Raw genomic sequence first — 16,642 nt, 5'->3', positions numbered from 1 at the left:
TTTTTTATCAGTGAGTTACGCTTTTCGGCCGGCTCGGCGAATTGTTGCAGAGCCGTTGTAAAGCGTTGATTCCGGCCGCCGGTTAGGCGCATAGTCCGCCCTCTTTTAAGGACTTGCGCATATTTTGTGCTATGCAGCATAAACCAGTAGCGTTTTGGGGCGGTCATTAACGATGTTGTACACGGCCTACGAGCTTGCCTACGCGGCTTTAACGCCTTCGCGGATCGCCGCCGGGGTCGGGGCGAAATTCTGGCGCTCGCCGTTTAATCCCGTTGCGGAAAGCTGGTTCGGGCGCTCCGCCGCCGCCGCGCTCGACGTCTTCGAGCACGCCGTGCGCCGCTATCCCAAGCCCGAATGGGGCATCGAGACGACCGTTGTGGACGGCGCCGAAATCGGGGTGGAGATCGAAGAGGCGGAGGCGCTCGATTTCTGCACGCTGTTGCATTTCAAGCGCGACGAGGACGCCCTGAAAAAAATCAGGGGCGACGCCGAACCCGATCCGAAGGTGCTGATCGTCGCGCCGCTTTCCGGCCATTACGCGACGCTGCTGCGCGGCACGGTCGAGGCGATGCTGCCGGATCACGACGTTTACATCACCGACTGGGCGGATGCGCGCCATGTGCCGCTGTCCGCCGGCCGGTTCGATCTCAATGATTATATCGACTATCTGATCGGCTTTATACGGACGATCGGTCCCGAAACGCACGCCATGGCGGTGTGCCAGCCGGGCCCGGCGCTGCTCGCCGCTGCGGCGGTCATGGCGGAAGACAAGGATCCCTTGCGGCCCTTGTCGATCACCATCATGGGCAGCCCCATCGATGCGCGCCGCTCGCCGACCCTGCCGAACAAGCTCTCCGAAGAGCGGCCCTATCACTGGTTCGAACAGAACATGATCTACACCGTGCCCGCGCCTTACGCCGGCGCCATGCGCCGCGTCTATCCGGGCTTCGTGCAGCTTTATTCCTTCCTGTCGATGAATTCCGACCGCCATGTGAACGCCCATTACGACTATTTCCAGCATCTCGTGGACGGCGACGGCGACAGCGCGGACAAACACCGGAATTTTTATGATGAATATCTCTCCGTCCTCGACATGACGGAGGAGTTTTACCTGCAGACGATCAAGGACGTGTTCCAGGAGTTTGCGCTGCCCGAGGGCAGGTTCATACATCATGGCCGGCGGGTGAAGCCCGAAGCGATCGCCGACATTGCGCTGATGACGGTCGAAGGCGAGAACGACGATATTTCCGGCATCGGCCAGACACAGGCCGCGCACGATCTTTGCGTCAATATTCCTGAAAGCATGCGCCTCGATTACATCCAGCCGGATGTGGGCCATTACGGCGTCTTCAACGGCTCGCGCTGGCGTTCGCAAATCCAGCCGCGCATCGCCGACTTCATCCGCATGGCGGCGAAAGCAGCCGAAAAGCGCCCGGCGGTGAAAGCGGCGAAGGCCGCGGCTGAATAACGGTCACTTCGTCTTCGACAAAAACGCAATCGGCAATCCGCCTGCGCCTTCGAGGTAATAAATCCGCTCGCCATGGGCGTCGTCGGGGCCTTTGACGTCGAGACCGCGGGTTTTGGCGCGCTCGGCCCAGGCGTCGGCGTCGTCCACCACGATCTGCAGCATGGTCATTTCGGGCATCTGTTCGCCCGCCGCCCAGAGTTCGATCCAGCTGCCGAGGCCTTGCTTGGCGCCGTCGTCAACGGGAAACACCGCGCCGGAAAACCCGTCGCCCGTCCCCATGTCCATCGGCGCAAGGCCCAGCCCGTTTTCCCCAAGCAAGTCGGCGATGGCTTTGGCGTCATCGGCGTGGGCGACTTTGCAGAAGCGGATGCCTAGAACTTTCATGGACGATCTCCTATTGAGGCGGGACCTGACAGCCCGAAAGGAACGCTACGACAAATGGCGGCGAAATCCAAAAGCGCAAAGCGCCTCTATCTCGTTGACGGCTCCGGCTACATCTTCCGCGCCTATTTCGCTCTTGGACGCTCGGGCGCGCTGACCCGTTCCGATGGTACGCCTGTGGGCGCGGTCCTCGGCTTTTGCAACATGCTGAATAAGCTCCTGACCGACATGCAGGACGAGCATGACCCCACCCATCTAGCGGTGATTTTCGATCATTCGGGCAAAAGCTTCCGCAACGAGATTTATCCCGACTACAAAGGCAACCGTCCCGAAGCGCCGGAAGACCTCATTCCCCAGTTCCCGCTGGTGCGCGACGCGACGCGCGCTTTCAACGTGCCTTGCATCGAGCTCGAAGGCTACGAGGCCGACGACATCATCGCGACTTACGCAAAACAGACGGAGAAGGAAGGCGGCGAAGTCGTCATCATCTCCTCCGACAAGGATCTGATGCAGCTTGTCTCCGACCGGGTGTCGATGTTCGATCCCATAAAAAACAAAAAAATCGGGCGCGAGGAAGTGATCGAGAAATTCGGCCTCGGACCGGAGCATGTGGTGGACATTCAATCGCTCGCCGGCGATTCCACCGACAATGTCCCCGGCGTGCCGGGCATCGGCGTCAAAACCGCGGCGCAACTGATCGAGGAATATGGCGATCTCGATGCGCTGCTCAACCGCGCCGAAGAGATCAAACAGAAAAAGCGCCGCGAAAATCTCATCGAATTCGCCGAGCAGGCGCGCGTTTCGAAAAAGCTTGTCGAACTTTGCACGACCGCGCCGCTTGAAGAGCCGGTGGACGCGCTTTCCATGCGCGCCATCGATCTCGATCTGTTGCTGCCGTTTTTAAAGGAAATGGAGTTTGACAAGCTGATCGAGCGGGTCAAACGCGAAGTCGGCGGCGCGGAAGGCGGCGACCCGGCCGACGCGCCCGCGCCCTTTTCAGCGGACAAGGCCGAGTATGAGACGGTTTTCGATGAGAAAGCGCTCAAAAGCTGGATCGATGAAGCTGCGGCGCGCGGCGCCGTTGCGGTGGACACCGAAACCGACAGTTTGAACGCCATGCAGGCCAATCTCGTGGGGGTATCGCTGTCGACGCGCGCGGGCCGCGCTTGTTACATCCCGCTCGGCCACGGCAAGCCCGATGGGGATGGCGGTCTCTTCGACGGCGAGGCGTCGGGCGATGAGGACGCCGGCAGGCAACTCCCGCTCGAAAAAGCGCTGAAGCTTTTAAAGCCGATGCTCGAAGATGAAAGCATCCTCAAGATTGGTCAAAACCTCAAATACGACGTGCTCGTCCTATTGCGTTACGGCGTCAATATCGCGCCGTTCGACGACACCATGCTGATGTCTTACGCGCTCGATTGCGGCAAGGGCGGGCACGGCATGGACGAGCTCGCCAAGCGTCATCTCGATTATGACACGATCAAGTTTTCCGACCTCGCCGGAACCGGCAAGAAGGCGAAAACTTTCGACCAGATCGCGATCAAGGAAGCGGCGACATACGCCGCCGAAGACGCCGACATCACTTTCCGCCTCTGGGAGATTTTAAAACCGCGCCTCGCCGCGGAAGGCAAGGCGACGGTTTACGAAACCCTCGAACGCCCGCTTGCGCCGGTGATCGTCGCCATGGAGCGCGAGGGCGTCAAAGTCGATAAGGCGGTGCTCTCGCGCCTGTCCGCCGATTTCACCCAGCGCATGGCGGCGTCGGAGGCGGAAGCCCATGAGCTCGCCGGCGAAGAATTCAATCTCGGTTCGCCGAAACAGATTTCAGAGATTCTCTTCGGCAAGCTCGGCCTGCCCGGCGGCAAGAAGACCGCGAAAGGCGCCTGGTCTACGAAAGCCGACGTTCTCGAACAGCTGGCGGCGGAAGGCCACCCGCTGCCGCAGGTGCTCCTGCAATGGCGCGGGCTCTCAAAGCTCAAAAGCACCTACACCGACGCCCTGCCGGAGGAGATCGATCCGGAGACGGGGCGCGTTCACACTTCCTACGCCATGGCCGCGACGACCACGGGCCGGCTCGCCTCCACCGACCCGAACCTGCAGAACATTCCGATCCGCAGCGAGGACGGGCGCAAGATCAGGACCGCCTTCATTCATGAAAAAGGCAATGTGCTGATTTCCGCCGATTACAGCCAGATCGAATTGCGGCTCGTGGCGCATATCGCGGATCTGAAATCCATGAAGCAGGCTTTTGCGGACGGGATCGACATTCACGCCATGACGGCCTCGGAGATGTTCAACGTGCCGGTCGAGGGCATGGACCCGATGATCCGGCGGCGCGCCAAGGCGATCAATTTCGGCATCATCTACGGCATTTCGGCCTTCGGGCTCGCCAACCAGCTCGGCATTTCGCGCAGCGAGGCGAAAGATTATATCGACGCTTATTTCAAGAAATTTCCCGGCATTCGTCAGTATATGGACGACACCATCGCCTCGGCGAAAGAGCAGGGTTTCGTGGAGACGATTTTCGGCCGGCGCACCTATGTGGGCGGCATCAATGACAAGAACCCGGCGATGCGCGGCTATTCAGAGCGCCAGGCGATCAATGCGCCGATACAAGGCGCGGCGGCGGACGTCATCCGCCGGGCGATGATCCGCATGCCCGCCGCGCTCAAAAAAGCGCGCCTTAACGCGAAAATGCTGCTGCATGTTCATGACGAACTGATTTTCGAATGTCCGAAAGACGAGGCCGCCAAGACTTGTGACATCGTTGCGGATGTGATGATCGGCGCCCCGGTTCCGGCGGTGGATTTATCCGTGCCGTTGATCGTGGACGCGCGCGCCGGCAAAAACTGGGATGAAGCGCACTAGGCGAGAGGCCCTTCCCGGGCGGGCTCTAAGACTTCAAGACGTCATCCGCGGCTGAGGTTTCAACCTGCTCCGCAGCGGCGGGCGCAACATTGTCTTCGCTGTCGGCCTCTTTGCCGGGAAGCGAAATTATCACCAGAACCAGCAAGGCGGCCCCGAAAAGGACCGATTCGAACTCAACTTTCATCCGTCTTCCCCCAAAGTCAGCCTATTATAGCATATGCTGCACCCGCGAACATAGCCTTCGCATGTGCAAAATCGATGACAAATTGGCTTGAAAGAGTTGTTTTCCGCGCTGTCTGGCGCAGAAGGGGCGAGAATTTCAACTGTGGGTTGCGGCGCGGCGACGCTTTCGTCCAGATTGGAGGCCGCAAGCGCCGCCGATTAGAATGCGCAATCCGCGCGCCGGCTTTCAAATGTGAAAAAGGCGAGCCGCGGGTCGCGGCCGAAACGCCGGCTCGGCGCCCACAAGATTTCTTCGCTGACCGGCGCGTCGAGCTGCGGCGCAATCAGGCGCAGTTGCGCCGGATTATGGAAATAAACGCAGCGCCCGGCTTTCAGGAACGCCATTGCCGCTTGCGCGGCGGCGTCGACAGTGTCCTGCGCGCCGACCATGACGAAAGCGCCGTTTCTTTCCGCCGGTCTGAGCATCAGCGGTGACTGCGAGAGGACGAGCGCGCCGGGCCGGATCGGCGCTGAGGCGTCGTGCGCGATGGCGAGTTGTTCTTCCCGCGTTTTTTCATGGCCGATCTCTTCATAGAGATTGACGGCGCCGGCATAGGCCAGGGCGGCGAGCGAGACATGCAGCGCAAGGCGCGCGCGTTTGCGCGCATGGAGATAAGCGGCGAGCGTGAATGTCAAAACGCCGGCGATCAGCCATTGGGGATAAAGCGAGGCGGGCGCGAGAAGGCGGTCGGCGGAATTGGCGAGTTCCTGCATGGCGGTATAAACGGCCGCCGCGCCGCCCATGATGAGCATCACAGTTTGCCGGCTTGGCGCGCCGCCCGCCTTGTCGATCAATTCGGCAAGCGCCGCCGCGCTTAAGATCGCAATGAACGGCAGGGCCGGCGTGAAATAACGCATATTGTAACTGCCGCCGCCATGCCATTCGTTGAGCGCGTAAAAAGCGACGGGCGCGGCGATGGCGAGAAGGCATAGCGCTGTGCGGGATGCGTTCTTTCCGCGCAGGAAATGTAAGGCGGGCAGCGCGATCAGCGGCAGATAGGGGAGGCTCTGGAGAAGCGCCTTTTTGGGATAGTCCCAGAAAAGAAGCTGGCCGTATTGATTGCGTTCTACGCCTTCCTGGATGTAGGCGCTGTGCGCCTGAAGATTGACGACCAGCACGTAAACGCCCCTGGCCATGCGCCAGATAAGATCGCGCAACGGCGCAACGAGCAGTGCAACGGCGAAGCAGGCGAAAAGAGCAGCGATCATGGGAAGAACGCCATAAGCGCTGTGCGCCTTGTGCACGACTTTTTTGGCGTTGACCGCCCAGAGCGCGGTCATGCCGGCGGTTGCGGCGATGAGGACCAGCGCATAACGCCCGATATCGGCGGCGTCGCCGGAACTGTTATAGCTGAAGGGCGTGAACGCGCCGAATTTGATGCTGTTGAACCAGGCGGCGAGCAACAGGCCCGGCGCCGCGCCGAGCGCCAGCGCCAGGGGGGCGAGCCGGTCTTCAGGGCGCGCAAAACAGCGAAGCCAGACAAACAGCGCAATCGCCGCGAGAAAGACGTCGATGCGGATATTGATCCCGGCGCCTATCAATGCGCCTGCGAGTGCGAGATAGCCGTATACGGATTTATGCATTCCGGCCTCTTGCGCCTTCACCGCCATGTAAAAGGCGCCGAGCCAGAAGACGAGGGAGAGCATATGCGGCCAGACCGGAAAGACGTATGTGGGCGCAAAAGTGGCGAAGGCTAAAATCGCTGCAGCGAGCTTTGCAACGCGCCTATCGTAAAACCGCTCGGCGAGCCGGAAGGTGAGAAACAGGCACGCGCCGAAGGAAAGCGCGTTCATCAGCATCAGGCCGTGAATGCCGAAGGCCATGTAAAACGGCGCGGCCAGAATGGCGTAGCCGCTCGGATATTGCGGATAAACAAGGCCGTTGCGCGGAGCGGTGAGAAATTTCGTCAGCGCCGGCGCGCCCTCGACCCCGCCATTGCCGCCGATATGAAGGGCGCCGTTTTCGGCCATGGCCTTCGCCATGTCGGCGTAAACGCCGCCGTCGATGATAAACGCCGCGCCGGGCGCCAGAAAAGCGCCGGCGGCGAGAACAAGGATGATGACGGCGAATACGGCCGGCGGTTTCAAGGCGCCCTCCCGTCAGGCGCGGATTTTAAGGCGCAACGATCAGCCTGATCCGCCAGTCCGTAAAAATCGACGCGCAAGTCGTCGGAAAAACGAGTTGACGCAAGGCGGACCGGCGCTGTCGAAACGGCGCGCTCTTTCAAAAGCCCGGCCATGGCGTCGCGCACTCGTTCGCCTTGAAAGTAAACGCAACGTCCCGCCCTGGCGAAGGCGTCCGCCGCCTCGGCGGCGTCTTCGCGCGTTTCGTCATAAACCTCCATCACGGCCGCGCCTTTGTCTTCGGCGAGAATGTCGATGGTTTGCCATTCGCTCAGGATCAACGCATTCGCGGGAACAGCGTCGGCGATCGCCGCCGCCATGTCCTGCTGGCCAAGGCGCGTTTTCACCGTGGCGACCGTGTCGAGCAAGCTGACGCCGGCGCCATAGCCGATGACGAAAAAAGCAAAGACCGCTGCGCCGGCCGACGCGCGTTTTTGCGTTTGCGCCGCCAGGGCGAGCCGCGCCGCGGCGGCGGCGAGCAGTGCGAAAAGGATAAGTTGCGGATAGAGGGCAAGCGGCGCGCGCAGGGCCGCATGCGCGCGGGATATTTCATCAGCGAACAGAAAGGCGGTGAAACCGGCGGCGGCGGCGGCGAAGGCGAACAGACGCATCCGGGCCGCCGGCGCGTCCGCCTTGCGCAAAAGCCGGACCAGCCCGTCTGCGGTCAATATCGACAGGAAAGGCAGGGCGGGCGTGAAATAGCGCATATTATAGCCGCCCCCGCCATGCCATTCATTCTGCGCGTAAAAGACGATCGGCGCTGCGGCGAACAACAGGCAAAGGGCGCATGGCCCCACATTCCGGCCGCGGAAAAATCCTATGACGGGTATGACGGCCAGCGCAAAAAAAGGCGCGCTTTGCAAAAGCGCCCGCTTTGGAAAGTTCCAGAAAAGAAGATGCCCATAGGCGTCATAGCCGACCCCATTCCGGAAATATTTTGGCTGCAAGGCTTGCAGGTCGACGACGAGCACCCAGAGCCCGCGCAAGGTCGGCCAGACAAGAGGCCAGGCCAGTGCGGCAAGGACAAGAAGAAGGCCCGCGCCGCCGAAAAGCGCAGGTTTCGGGCGCCGCCGCAGCGCCTGCAAGGCGCCTGGCAGGTTGACGAGCAGGAGACCGGCGAGAACGAGGCCCGCCGCGAGCGCGACGGCGAGATAGTGGGATGCATTGGTGAAGCCGCCGTCACTGCCATAGGAAAACGGACTCGCCCGGCCGAATTTCATCCAGTTGAACCAGGCGGACAGCGCAAGCCCCGGCAGCGTCCCGACAAGGACGGCGGCGGCCGCCGCGCGCTCTTTCGGCAGGACGAACAGGCGCAGCCATAAAAGGACAGCGGGCAGGGCGAGAATCATGTCGACGCGGATATTGACGCCAAGACCGATGAAAAGCCCGCTTGCGGCCATCCACCCAAGACGCCTCTCGCGTCCCTGCGCGCCGGCGCCTTCGACGGCGGCTAGCGCCGCGCCGAGATAAAAGACGAGCGCAAGCGCATGGGGCCAAATGGCGAAGGCGTATGTCGACAGATAAGTTGCGCCGCCCAAAAGCGCCGACGCCGCGAAGGCGACGGCGCGGTCGTTCCAGAGCCGCCGGCAAAGCTGAAAGGTCATGGCCAGGGCGAGCGCGCTCGCCAGGGCGTTCAGGAGCAAAAGCCCTCTCATGCCGAAGGCCAAGTAAAAAGGCGCGGCGATGAGGGCGTAGCCGCTCGGATATTGCGGATAGACCTTGCCGTCGTAAACGACCGTCAGCCATTTTTGCAGGGCCGGCGCGCCTTCGACGCCGCCATTTTCCGCAATGTGAAGCCAGCCATGCCCGGCCATGGCCTGCGCCATCTCGGCATACACCGCCCCGTCGGTGATGAACGGCATGGGCGGGACGAGAAAGGCGACGGCGGCGAGGACAAGTGCAAGCGCCGGAAGCGCGATGCGGCCAGTTAAAGTCAGCCCGGATCGATGCGGTGCGATGAAAGCCGGTTCCGTCATCTCCGCGCTGTTCCTCACATGGCTCAAGACGGCGCCTGCGTGGCGCGCGTTAAAAGGCTGTTAAGGATGAGGCTACAGGATGGCGGTGAACAATCGGTGAAACGCGCGGCGTCCAAAGTATGGCGCATAGCGAATGATAATGCGGCTCATAAAGGCGTGCTGTTTCGTTCCGCGTATGTAGAAAGAGACGCAGATCGCGGCCCTTATTGAATGTTAAATCGTTCATCAATGGCCGGTCGGGCGGGGTAAATAAATTGCGCTCATCTTCACTGTGTAAAGCCTTCACAAATTTGAAGCCTTGATGGCGAGAGCAGATGACGGGCAAAAGCGGGGCTGAAAATAGAATTGCCGTGGTGGGCCCCGTCGATCCTTTCCGCGGCGGCGTTGCAGCGCATACGACTCAAATTGCAAAAACACTTCGCGGCATGAAAGGAATCGATGTCCGTGTTATTTCTTTCAGCCAGCTTTATCCGAAGATTTTGTATCCAGGGGAAAGCGATCATGCGCCGGATGTAAAACGACCGGATGACCTTTCTGTGGATTATGTGATCGACGCCGTCAATCCGCTTACATGGCCGCGCGCGGCGCGGGTGATCAAAGAATGGCGCGCTACACAGGTAATCATGCCGGCCTGGACGTTTTTCGTCGGCCCTTGTCTGGGCCGTATCGCGTCCTTGTGTAGAAAGGCCGGAATCCGGGTGACTATGGTTGTTCATAATGTCGCCGATCATGAAACGTCGGCGTTAAAGTCCTGGCTCAGCAACAGCCAACTTAAACATGCGGACGATTTCATCGTGCATGGCGCGGCCTTGGCGAGCGAGGTCAGGCGGTTTTTTCCGGGCGAGCCTGTTGCCGTCAGCCCGCATCCTATTTTCGATCATTATCCGCTGCCGGTGCAGAACTGGCCGCGCCGTGCTGGTCTGGAATTGTTGTTCTTCGGCTTGGTGCGCCCCTACAAAGGCCTGGACATCGCGCTTGAGGCGCTCGCCCGCGCCAATCGACGGGACGTAAAACTCAGCGTGGTTGGCGAGTTCTGGGAAGCCCGGGCGCGTTATGATGCGCTAATCGAAGAAGGCGGCCTTCGCGATCTTGTGGAGATTGTCGACCGTTACGTCAGCGATCAGGAAGCGGCGGAATATTTCAATCGTGCGGATGCCGTGTTGCTTCCCTACCGGTCGGTCTCGGGAACTGGCGTCGCGCCATTATCGTATCGGTATGGACGGCCGGTGATCGCTTCGGATCTTCCGGGGCTGGTTGAGGTGGTCCGAAATGACGAGACTGGCTGGGTGTTCCCGGTGGGGTCGAGCGACGAACTCGCGACCTTGTTCAGCCGCATTACGCCGGAAGATTGTCAAGCGATGAAGGAGGGGCTCGGCCGGATTCGCGGGGAAATGAGTTGGGACAGTTTTGTCGGCAAGCTGATCCGGCCAAACGTCTAACGCGGTTTGCACACGAAGATGATCGTCGGGATGAAAGGACGGAGGAGCGGATAGGGAAATCGCGACGCAAAATTCGCCGCAATGCGTTTCAGGCCGGTCAATTCCGTTGCGATATAAATCTTGAGCGCGGCTTTTGTTTCATCGTGTATCTCAAATAGCGGAAGGCTGAGCTTCATGACGTCGCCGCGGCTTAACAGGTCGCAGTCATAAGCCTCGCCCCGCCCGCTCAGCGCGACATAAAAATCGGCGACACGTTTCGGCAGCCAACTGAGAAAGGGCAGTCTATAATGAGGCTCCACGAGGCCCCACCGGTTTGGAAAAGCGAGATAGAGAACCCCGTCCTTTTTAAGAACCCGCCAGATTTCGCTTAAATGGCGCGCTTGATGCCTGTGCGCGCCCACATGCTCGATGACATGGTTCGACATGACGATGTCGAACACGCCGGTTTCGCAGGGAATCGCCGTTCCTTCCGCAAGTTCGAAGCGAAAATCGAACTCGCCGCAAAGCTGATTGACCGCGTCGATGCCGACGACTTCGCCTTGAGGGCCTGCTTGCGCTGCAAAGTAGTTTGTGATCTCGCCGCTCCCTGCGCCGATATCAAGGATTTTTGCGCCGCTGATCTTCGCATAAGGAGCGATCAGCATTTCCATCTTGCGCGCTTTTTTTAGCCGGGAGTGCGCGCCCGTGACGGCGTGCGTTTCCCGATTGATCGTATTGTCGGTGAAAGTGGAAGTCGTCATAAAATTCGCCCTTTGTGTCGCGCCCCCGTCAAGGCGAAAAAGGCGGCGAGCGGGAGGAGAAAGGCCAGCCAGATGATCCGAAAGGCCGCGGCGGCGAGAAAGGCGAGCGCCGGCGAGATTGAAACCATGGTCGCCATCGCCGCCGATGCTATTTCCGTGACGCCCAGTCCGGCGGGCACGAAAGAGACAACAATGCCGCTGATTGCGGAAACCGAAAACACTGACACTTCGATAAAGCCTGGGAAAGCGCCCAATAGCGCGAAAGTCCACCATAGACCGATGACGCCGATAATGCTTGTTGTGAGCTTTAGGGCGCCGATCAGCAGAATTTGAGCTGTGGAGCAGGAAAGATGACGCAGCCATAAGGCGGCGGCGGCGAGACTGATTGCGCCAATGGACATGAAGAGAACGCCAAATGCGATGCTGTTTCCATGCAGTGTTAATGCGCCGCCTGCGTAAATAAAGACGAGACCGAGCCAGAGCGTTGTCATCGCCGAAATAAGCGCCCCGCTAGATGTGAATTTTACGCCAAGCGTTTTCAGCGCCGCCGCGCGCAGCACGGGACCGCCGGGAAGCGGAAGCACGTTTGCGGCGCTGGACAAAACGGAGATTCTGAGGGCGCTGATCCAACCGAAACGCACGCCGAGAATGTATGCGCTTAACTGGGTTTCCAGCGTGTTCATAACGATGATTGCAGGCGCGATAGCGGCGAACACAAGCCAGCCATAGACGGGATGTTCTAGGGAGACGTTTTCGGGTAAGGCGCGAAAAGCAATAATGACGCCTGCGATAAGGAGCAGCATGGCTCCGGCGTAAATGATGGCGCGGAGTCTTTTTGGGAATGCGGCTTGCCGGAAAAAACCGATGCGGGGCGCGGCGCCGGCGAACAGCGCGCATGCATGCGCCCGAGCGCCTTGCTGCAGCGCGGTGCGGACAGCGTTAAGGTCGCGCCCCTCGCGGACTGACGGGATGCTCATTTGGTTAGTCTTCCCTTCCGGGCCTTTGTAGAAAGCTAGGAGCTGTAGATTTACGCATGGTTAAGCTTGTTAGATAAAGCTTGTCGGAGGTTCGTTCGAAACGCTGGCGGCGGCGCCCCCCTTATGACAAAACTCATCATCCAGATCCCCTGTCTTAACGAAGCGGAAACCATTGCGGCGACCATCGCCGAGTTGCCGCGCGCGATCAACGGCGTCGACGTGATCGAGATTCTGGTCATTGATGACGGGTCGACCGACGGGACGGCGGAGGCGGCGAAGGCCGCGGGCGCCGATCACGTGGTCTGCAATGGCGGCAATCGCGGTCTCGCCCAGAGTTTTCAGCGCGGGCTCGACGCCGCCTTGCGGCTCGGCGCCGACATCATCGTCAACACCGACGGCGACAACCAGTATTGCGGCGCGGATGTGGCGGCGCTGGTGCGTCCGGTCCTCGACAACAAGGCGGACATCGTCGTCGGCGACCGCCAGACGGACGCCATCGAACATTTTTCGCCCTTGAAGAAGCGCCTGCAAAAAGCCGGGAGCGGCGTCGTCAGCGCGCTCGCGAACGCCGAGATCGCCGATGCGGTGAGCGGCTTTCGCGCCTTTTCGCGCCAGGCGGCTATGGGCATGACCGTGCGCTCGAGTTTTTCCTACACCACCGAAACGCTCATTCAGGCGGGGCGGCGGCGGTTGCGCATTGCCTCCGTGCCGGTCCGCACCAACAAGGTGGAGCGGCCCTCGCGTCTTTTCCGCTCCATTCCGCATTTTCTCATGCGCACCGGCCGCACCATGCTGCGCGCCTATGCGATGTATGAGCCGCTGAAAATTTTCGCGCTGCTCGGCCTCGCCATGATGGTTATGGGCGCCGTGCCGGTGGTGCGCTTTCTCATCCACTATTTTGCCGGCGACGGCGAGGGCATGATCCAGTCGCTGATCATCGGCGGCGTCATCATGATGATCGGCGCCGTTTCCGCCATGTTCGCGCTGATCGCCGATCTTGTCGCTTATAACCGGCAATTGCTGGAACTGACGCTGGAGCGCGTGCGCAAGATCGAATATGCGATGGAGGGGCGCGATGCGTCGAAAAAGCGGCTTCCCATTGAAAAGCTGCGCGAAGAGCTGAAAGCGATCCGCGCTCGGACAGGCGCCTAGGGATGGCGCCCGTTTTGCGGGTGTAACGCGTTGCGGGGGCGCACAAAGGAAGAGTTTCCAGCCTCTGATTGACTTCGCCTTATTGTGTCTACATAAGGTGGAAGTGATCAAAAAACGGGGGTTGTTGTGTCAAAAGTATTCTCTGCCATTTCTGTGTTTTTCGCGCTTGCGATGTTCTCGGCGGCGCACGCCGCTCCTATTACCTTCACTCACGAGGCGACTTCCGGCGGCGGAACGCTGGACGGCGCAGCTTTCGATGGGGGAGCAATCGTCATCACAGCGGCGGCGGATACGGATGATATCGTTGATGTTGGCGGCGGCACTTATGCTGTCGAACACCTGGCTGCGTCGATCGCCATCGATGGTTTAGGCGTTTTCGACTTTATTTCGCCGACGCGCACCTTCGTGAATAACGGTTTTGTCGGATTCAGCCGCAGCGCAAACGGCGGTCTCAACGGCGCGGATCTTCTGAACGGTCCGGCAGGCTTAGGCGCGTATGACCTGACGACGTCCATCGGCCCGTCAACGGGAGGCGGCAACTTCCTCCAATGGGCTGTGTCTGCGGTATTGACGGACGGCGGCGTGCTTGAATTTGCAAGCGTTGGGACGGACATCACATTCACGGCTGTGGTTGGCGATGTCAGCGACGTGCCGCTGCCCGCGGCGTTTCCGCTGTTCCTGGCGGGACTTGGCGGTCTCGGCTTCTTGCGCGGCAGGAAAAAAGCCGCTTAGCTTGAAGGCAAGATCATAGGGCAAGCTCAGCTTGGCCCAGAAATTCAAGGGCGGTCCGGTTTCCGGCCACCCTTTTTCTTGGATGGTCAGGCGTTGCGATGCTCGCCGCAACTTCCGGGCGCCGGGTTTCTCGAATCCATGCTACTTTCAGCAGATGACGGGCTATTCGCTTGCTCTTTTCGACACGGCCCTCGGCCGCTGCGGGATCGCTTGGGGGCCGGACGGCCTGCGCGCCGTCAGCTTTCCCGAAGCGAGCGACGAGGAAACCCGCGGGCGTCTGCGGCGGCGCGCGCCCGGCGCCGCCGAGGCCGAGCCGCCGCGAGAGATCGCCGCGTTGATCGAAGACATCGTTGCGCTGTTCGAAGGCGAAAAGCGCGATCTTTCTTACGCCAAACTCGATCTTGAGGGCGTCGGCGATTTCGAGCGCCGGGTTTATGCGTTGTCGGTCGAGATCAGGCCGGGCGAGGCGAAGACTTATGGCGATCTGGCGAAAGCGCTGGGCGATGTGGCGCAGTCAAGGCGCGTGGGACAGGCGCTGGGCCGCAATCCGTTTCCGATTGTCGTGCCGTGCCATCGCATTGTCGGCGCGTCCGGCGCCATGACCGGCTTTTCCGCGCCGGGCGGGGCGGAATTGAAACGCAGGCTGTTGAAAATCGAAGGCGCGCTCGCGCCGGATCTATTCGACGCGTTTTGATTTGGTTTTCCGGATTTCCGCGTTAACTGAAAAGAAAATACTTAACCTTAAATCAGCTTTTTTCGGGAGGTCCGCTCATGCAGAGCGCTGCGATCAATACTTGCCTGCGCAAGACGATCAAAAATCCGCGTATTTACGGATATTTGCGCCGCGCCCTCCTTGCCGCGCAATTCGTTGCGCGCTCGCCGGACGAGCCGGATTTTCGCGCTTTCAAGGGGCTGAAAAAAAGCGCCGGCGGCCTTGTCGTTGATATCGGCGCGAATGGCGGGCAATCGGCGGTCGCCTTCGCCGTTCACTGCCCAGGATTTCGGATTCTTTCTTTCGAACCCAACCCGCAGCTTTGGCCCGATCTCGATTTTATCAAAGGCATGCTTGGCGCACGATTCGATTTCCATAAGATTGGGCTCGCTGACAGGGAAGGAATGTTGCCGCTTTACGTTCCCTGTATCGGCGGGTTGCCGGTGACAACCCGAGCAAGTCTCAGCGCCGCCGCCGCGGCTGAACAGGCTGAGGCGCTCGCGCGCGAAACCGGTCAAAAAGGGAGCGTCGCTGAACAGTCGGTGGAGATCGGCGTATTCGACGCTTTGGGCCTGCGTCCCGACGCGGTGAAAATCGACGTTGAGGGGCGCGAACTCGGTGTGCTTAAAGGCATGCGGGAAACCCTTCGCGAGAGTGCGCCGGTTTTAATGGTTGAAAACAACCCTACCGCCGACGCTTGTCAGGCGTTTCTCAGTGATTTTGGCTACCGCTTTTTCCTTTGGGACGGAAACGAAAGGCGATTCCATGAAGCGCCGCCGGGATCGGCGCGAAACTGGTTTGCGTTGCCGTCCTCGCGCATGGAAGATTTCCCTGTAGAAAAAGGCCGCGCCTGACTTGTCTTAACCCCACGGGCCTTTGCGGCGGGGTTCGCCTTGTTGCGAAAAGCCTTCCGGCGCTGCTTGCACGTGCCCGCTCATCCCCGCCATCTCCATCAGCCGGTCGATGCGGTCCTGCGTCGCCGGGTGGGTGGAAAACAGCTTGTCGGCGCGCATGCCCGCCAGCGGATTGATGATCATCAGCTGCCCGGTTTCGGGGTGGCGCTCGGCGGTCATGTTGGGGATCTGCGCCGCGCCGTTCGAGATTTTCGCCAGCGCCGAGGCGAGCCATTCGGGGTGGCCGCAGATTTCCGCGCCGCCCTTGTCGGCTTCATATTCGCGGCCGCGGCTGATCGCCATCTGGACGAGCGCGGCCGCCATGGGGGCGAGGATCATGATCGCTAGCGCGCCGATCAGCCCGCCGCCATTATTGCGGTTGCCGCCGAAAAAGAGCGCGAAATTCGCCAGCATGGTGATGGCGCCGGCGATGGTCGCAGTCACCGTCATGGTCAGCGTGTCGCGGTTTTTCACATGCGCGAGTTCGTGGGCCATGACGCCCGCGACTTCTTCGTCCGTGAGCATCTGGAGAAGTCCGGTGGTCGCGGCGACGGCGGCGTTCTGCGGATTGCGGCCCGTGGCGAAGGCGTTGGGCTGGGGATTGTCGATGATGTAAATTCTGGGCTCGGGCAGCTCCGCGCGCGCGGCGAGGCCTTGCACGATCTCGGCGTAGCGTCGCACCGCGCCGGAGGCGTGGGACCCGTCCACCTCCTGGGCCTTGTACATTTTGAGGACCATCTTGTCCGAATTCCAGTAGGCGAAGAGGTTCGTTCCCGCCGCGAACAGGAAGGCGAGCGCCATGCCGGCGCCGCCGCCGAGCATATAGCCGACGCCCATGAAAAGCGCGGTCAGCGCCGCAAGCAGCATGCCGGTGCGAAGCGTGTTCATGGTTCGGATACCGTCCTTTTCACGAAGAATTCGAAGGCTTATATGTAGAGCTGAAAGGCGTGGCTTCAAT

The 16,642-nt window shown here is 60.5% G+C and carries 14 protein-coding genes; 7 read left to right on the top strand and 7 right to left on the bottom strand.

The features are described from left to right. Window positions 1-172: 172 nt before the first annotated feature. Complete coding sequence (locus tag CW354_RS06100) at window positions 173-1,468, top strand: polyhydroxyalkanoate depolymerase (protein ID WP_104829161.1); 1,296 nt, start codon at window positions 173-175, stop codon at window positions 1,466-1,468. A gap of 3 nt (window positions 1,469-1,471) precedes the next feature. On the opposite strand, the gene CW354_RS06095 is transcribed toward CW354_RS06100, so the two are convergent. Next, entirely contained in the window at window positions 1,472-1,852 is a 381-nt protein-coding gene (locus tag CW354_RS06095; protein WP_104829160.1) for a VOC family protein, read from the bottom strand. 54 nt (window positions 1,853-1,906) lie between these two features. Here CW354_RS06095 and polA point away from each other — a divergent pair, with 54 nt between their 5' ends. Beyond that, on the top strand, window positions 1,907-4,717 hold the full coding sequence (polA, locus tag CW354_RS06090; protein ID WP_104829159.1) for a DNA polymerase I: 2,811 nt from the start codon (window positions 1,907-1,909) through the stop codon (window positions 4,715-4,717). Between the two features lie 25 nt (window positions 4,718-4,742). Here the strand turns inward: polA and CW354_RS23320 are convergent, their stop codons facing one another. From CW354_RS23320 to CW354_RS06080, 3 genes are all read right to left on the bottom strand, one after another. Next, the gene (locus tag CW354_RS23320; RefSeq protein WP_165793553.1) at window positions 4,743-4,901 is read right to left on the bottom strand and encodes a hypothetical protein; all 159 of its coding nucleotides are present in this window, start codon (window positions 4,899-4,901) and stop codon (window positions 4,743-4,745) included. 197 nt (window positions 4,902-5,098) lie between these two features. Beyond that, on the bottom strand, window positions 5,099-7,027 hold the full coding sequence (locus CW354_RS06085) for an ArnT family glycosyltransferase (RefSeq protein ID WP_104829158.1): 1,929 nt from the start codon (window positions 7,025-7,027) through the stop codon (window positions 5,099-5,101). Continuing rightward, window positions 7,024-9,039: an ArnT family glycosyltransferase gene (locus tag CW354_RS06080; RefSeq protein WP_104829157.1), complete on the bottom strand. Its 2,016-nt coding sequence runs from the start codon at window positions 9,037-9,039 to the stop codon at window positions 7,024-7,026. The genes CW354_RS06085 and CW354_RS06080 overlap by 4 nt, the downstream gene beginning before the upstream one ends. A 314-nt stretch (window positions 9,040-9,353) precedes the next feature. On the opposite strand from CW354_RS06080, the gene CW354_RS06075 reads away from it, so the two are divergent. Beyond that, a complete protein-coding gene (locus CW354_RS06075; protein ID WP_104829156.1) occupies window positions 9,354-10,478 on the top strand; it encodes a glycosyltransferase in 1,125 nt (374 codons plus the stop codon). Here the strand turns inward: CW354_RS06075 and CW354_RS06070 are convergent. Together CW354_RS06070 and CW354_RS23315 are read right to left on the bottom strand one after the other, a co-directional pair. Then, window positions 10,475-11,218 carry a class I SAM-dependent methyltransferase gene (locus CW354_RS06070; protein WP_165793552.1) on the bottom strand — a complete coding sequence of 248 codons (744 nt, stop codon included), beginning with the start codon at window positions 11,216-11,218 and terminating at the stop codon, window positions 10,475-10,477. The genes CW354_RS06075 and CW354_RS06070 overlap by 4 nt on opposite strands. Then, on the bottom strand, window positions 11,215-12,195 hold the full coding sequence (locus CW354_RS23315) for a hypothetical protein (RefSeq protein WP_165793551.1): 981 nt from the start codon (window positions 12,193-12,195) through the stop codon (window positions 11,215-11,217). The genes CW354_RS06070 and CW354_RS23315 overlap by 4 nt, the downstream gene beginning before the upstream one ends. 123 nt (window positions 12,196-12,318) lie before the next feature. Between CW354_RS23315 and CW354_RS06060 the strand changes: the two genes are divergently transcribed. From CW354_RS06060 to CW354_RS06045, 4 genes are all read left to right on the top strand, one after another. Continuing rightward, window positions 12,319-13,347, top strand: coding sequence for a glycosyltransferase family 2 protein (locus tag CW354_RS06060; protein ID WP_104829153.1), 1,029 nt, complete (start codon window positions 12,319-12,321; stop codon window positions 13,345-13,347). 126 nt (window positions 13,348-13,473) lie between these two features. Beyond that, window positions 13,474-14,079, top strand: coding sequence for a VPLPA-CTERM sorting domain-containing protein (locus CW354_RS06055; protein WP_133162200.1), 606 nt, complete (start codon window positions 13,474-13,476; stop codon window positions 14,077-14,079). A gap of 154 nt (window positions 14,080-14,233) precedes the next feature. Further along, the gene (locus CW354_RS06050; RefSeq protein ID WP_104830008.1) at window positions 14,234-14,773 is read left to right on the top strand and encodes a methylated-DNA--[protein]-cysteine S-methyltransferase; all 540 of its coding nucleotides are present in this window, start codon (window positions 14,234-14,236) and stop codon (window positions 14,771-14,773) included. A 77-nt stretch (window positions 14,774-14,850) separates the two neighbouring features. Next, entirely contained in the window at window positions 14,851-15,645 is a 795-nt protein-coding gene (locus tag CW354_RS06045; protein WP_104829151.1) for an FkbM family methyltransferase, read from the top strand. Window positions 15,646-15,651: 6 nt separating this feature from the next. Here CW354_RS06045 and htpX read toward each other — a convergent pair whose 3' ends face one another. Then, entirely contained in the window at window positions 15,652-16,572 is a 921-nt protein-coding gene (gene htpX, locus CW354_RS06040) for a zinc metalloprotease HtpX (RefSeq protein WP_104829150.1), read from the bottom strand. Between the last annotated feature and the right edge of the window lie 70 nt (window positions 16,573-16,642).

Origin of the sequence: Hyphococcus luteus (assembly GCF_002943565.1) — a bacterium.
GTDB lineage: Bacteria > Pseudomonadota > Alphaproteobacteria > Caulobacterales > Parvularculaceae > Hyphococcus > Hyphococcus luteus.
The sequence above is the reverse complement of the archived record's forward strand: the minus strand, read 5'-3'. Positions and strand labels throughout refer to the sequence as shown.

What these genes read in the sequence shown, in the direction of transcription:
- CW354_RS06100 (WP_104829161.1), top strand. Translation starts at nt 173, where the DNA reads ATGTTGTACACGGCCTACGAGCTTGCCTACGCGGCTTTAACGCCTTCG.
- CW354_RS06095 (WP_104829160.1), bottom strand. Translation starts at nt 1,852, where the DNA reads ATGAAAGTTCTAGGCATCCGCTTCTGCAAAGTCGCCCACGCCGATGAC.
- polA (WP_104829159.1), top strand. Translation starts at nt 1,907, where the DNA reads ATGGCGGCGAAATCCAAAAGCGCAAAGCGCCTCTATCTCGTTGACGGC.
- CW354_RS23320 (WP_165793553.1), bottom strand. Translation starts at nt 4,901, where the DNA reads ATGAAAGTTGAGTTCGAATCGGTCCTTTTCGGGGCCGCCTTGCTGGTT.
- CW354_RS06080 (WP_104829157.1), bottom strand. Translation starts at nt 9,039, where the DNA reads ATGACGGAACCGGCTTTCATCGCACCGCATCGATCCGGGCTGACTTTA.
- CW354_RS06075 (WP_104829156.1), top strand. Translation starts at nt 9,354, where the DNA reads ATGACGGGCAAAAGCGGGGCTGAAAATAGAATTGCCGTGGTGGGCCCC.
- CW354_RS06070 (WP_165793552.1), bottom strand. Translation starts at nt 11,218, where the DNA reads ATGACGACTTCCACTTTCACCGACAATACGATCAATCGGGAAACGCAC.
- CW354_RS23315 (WP_165793551.1), bottom strand. Translation starts at nt 12,195, where the DNA reads ATGAGCATCCCGTCAGTCCGCGAGGGGCGCGACCTTAACGCTGTCCGC.
- CW354_RS06060 (WP_104829153.1), top strand. Translation starts at nt 12,319, where the DNA reads ATGACAAAACTCATCATCCAGATCCCCTGTCTTAACGAAGCGGAAACC.
- CW354_RS06050 (WP_104830008.1), top strand. Translation starts at nt 14,234, where the DNA reads ATGACGGGCTATTCGCTTGCTCTTTTCGACACGGCCCTCGGCCGCTGC.
- CW354_RS06045 (WP_104829151.1), top strand. Translation starts at nt 14,851, where the DNA reads ATGCAGAGCGCTGCGATCAATACTTGCCTGCGCAAGACGATCAAAAAT.
- htpX (WP_104829150.1), bottom strand. Translation starts at nt 16,572, where the DNA reads ATGAACACGCTTCGCACCGGCATGCTGCTTGCGGCGCTGACCGCGCTT.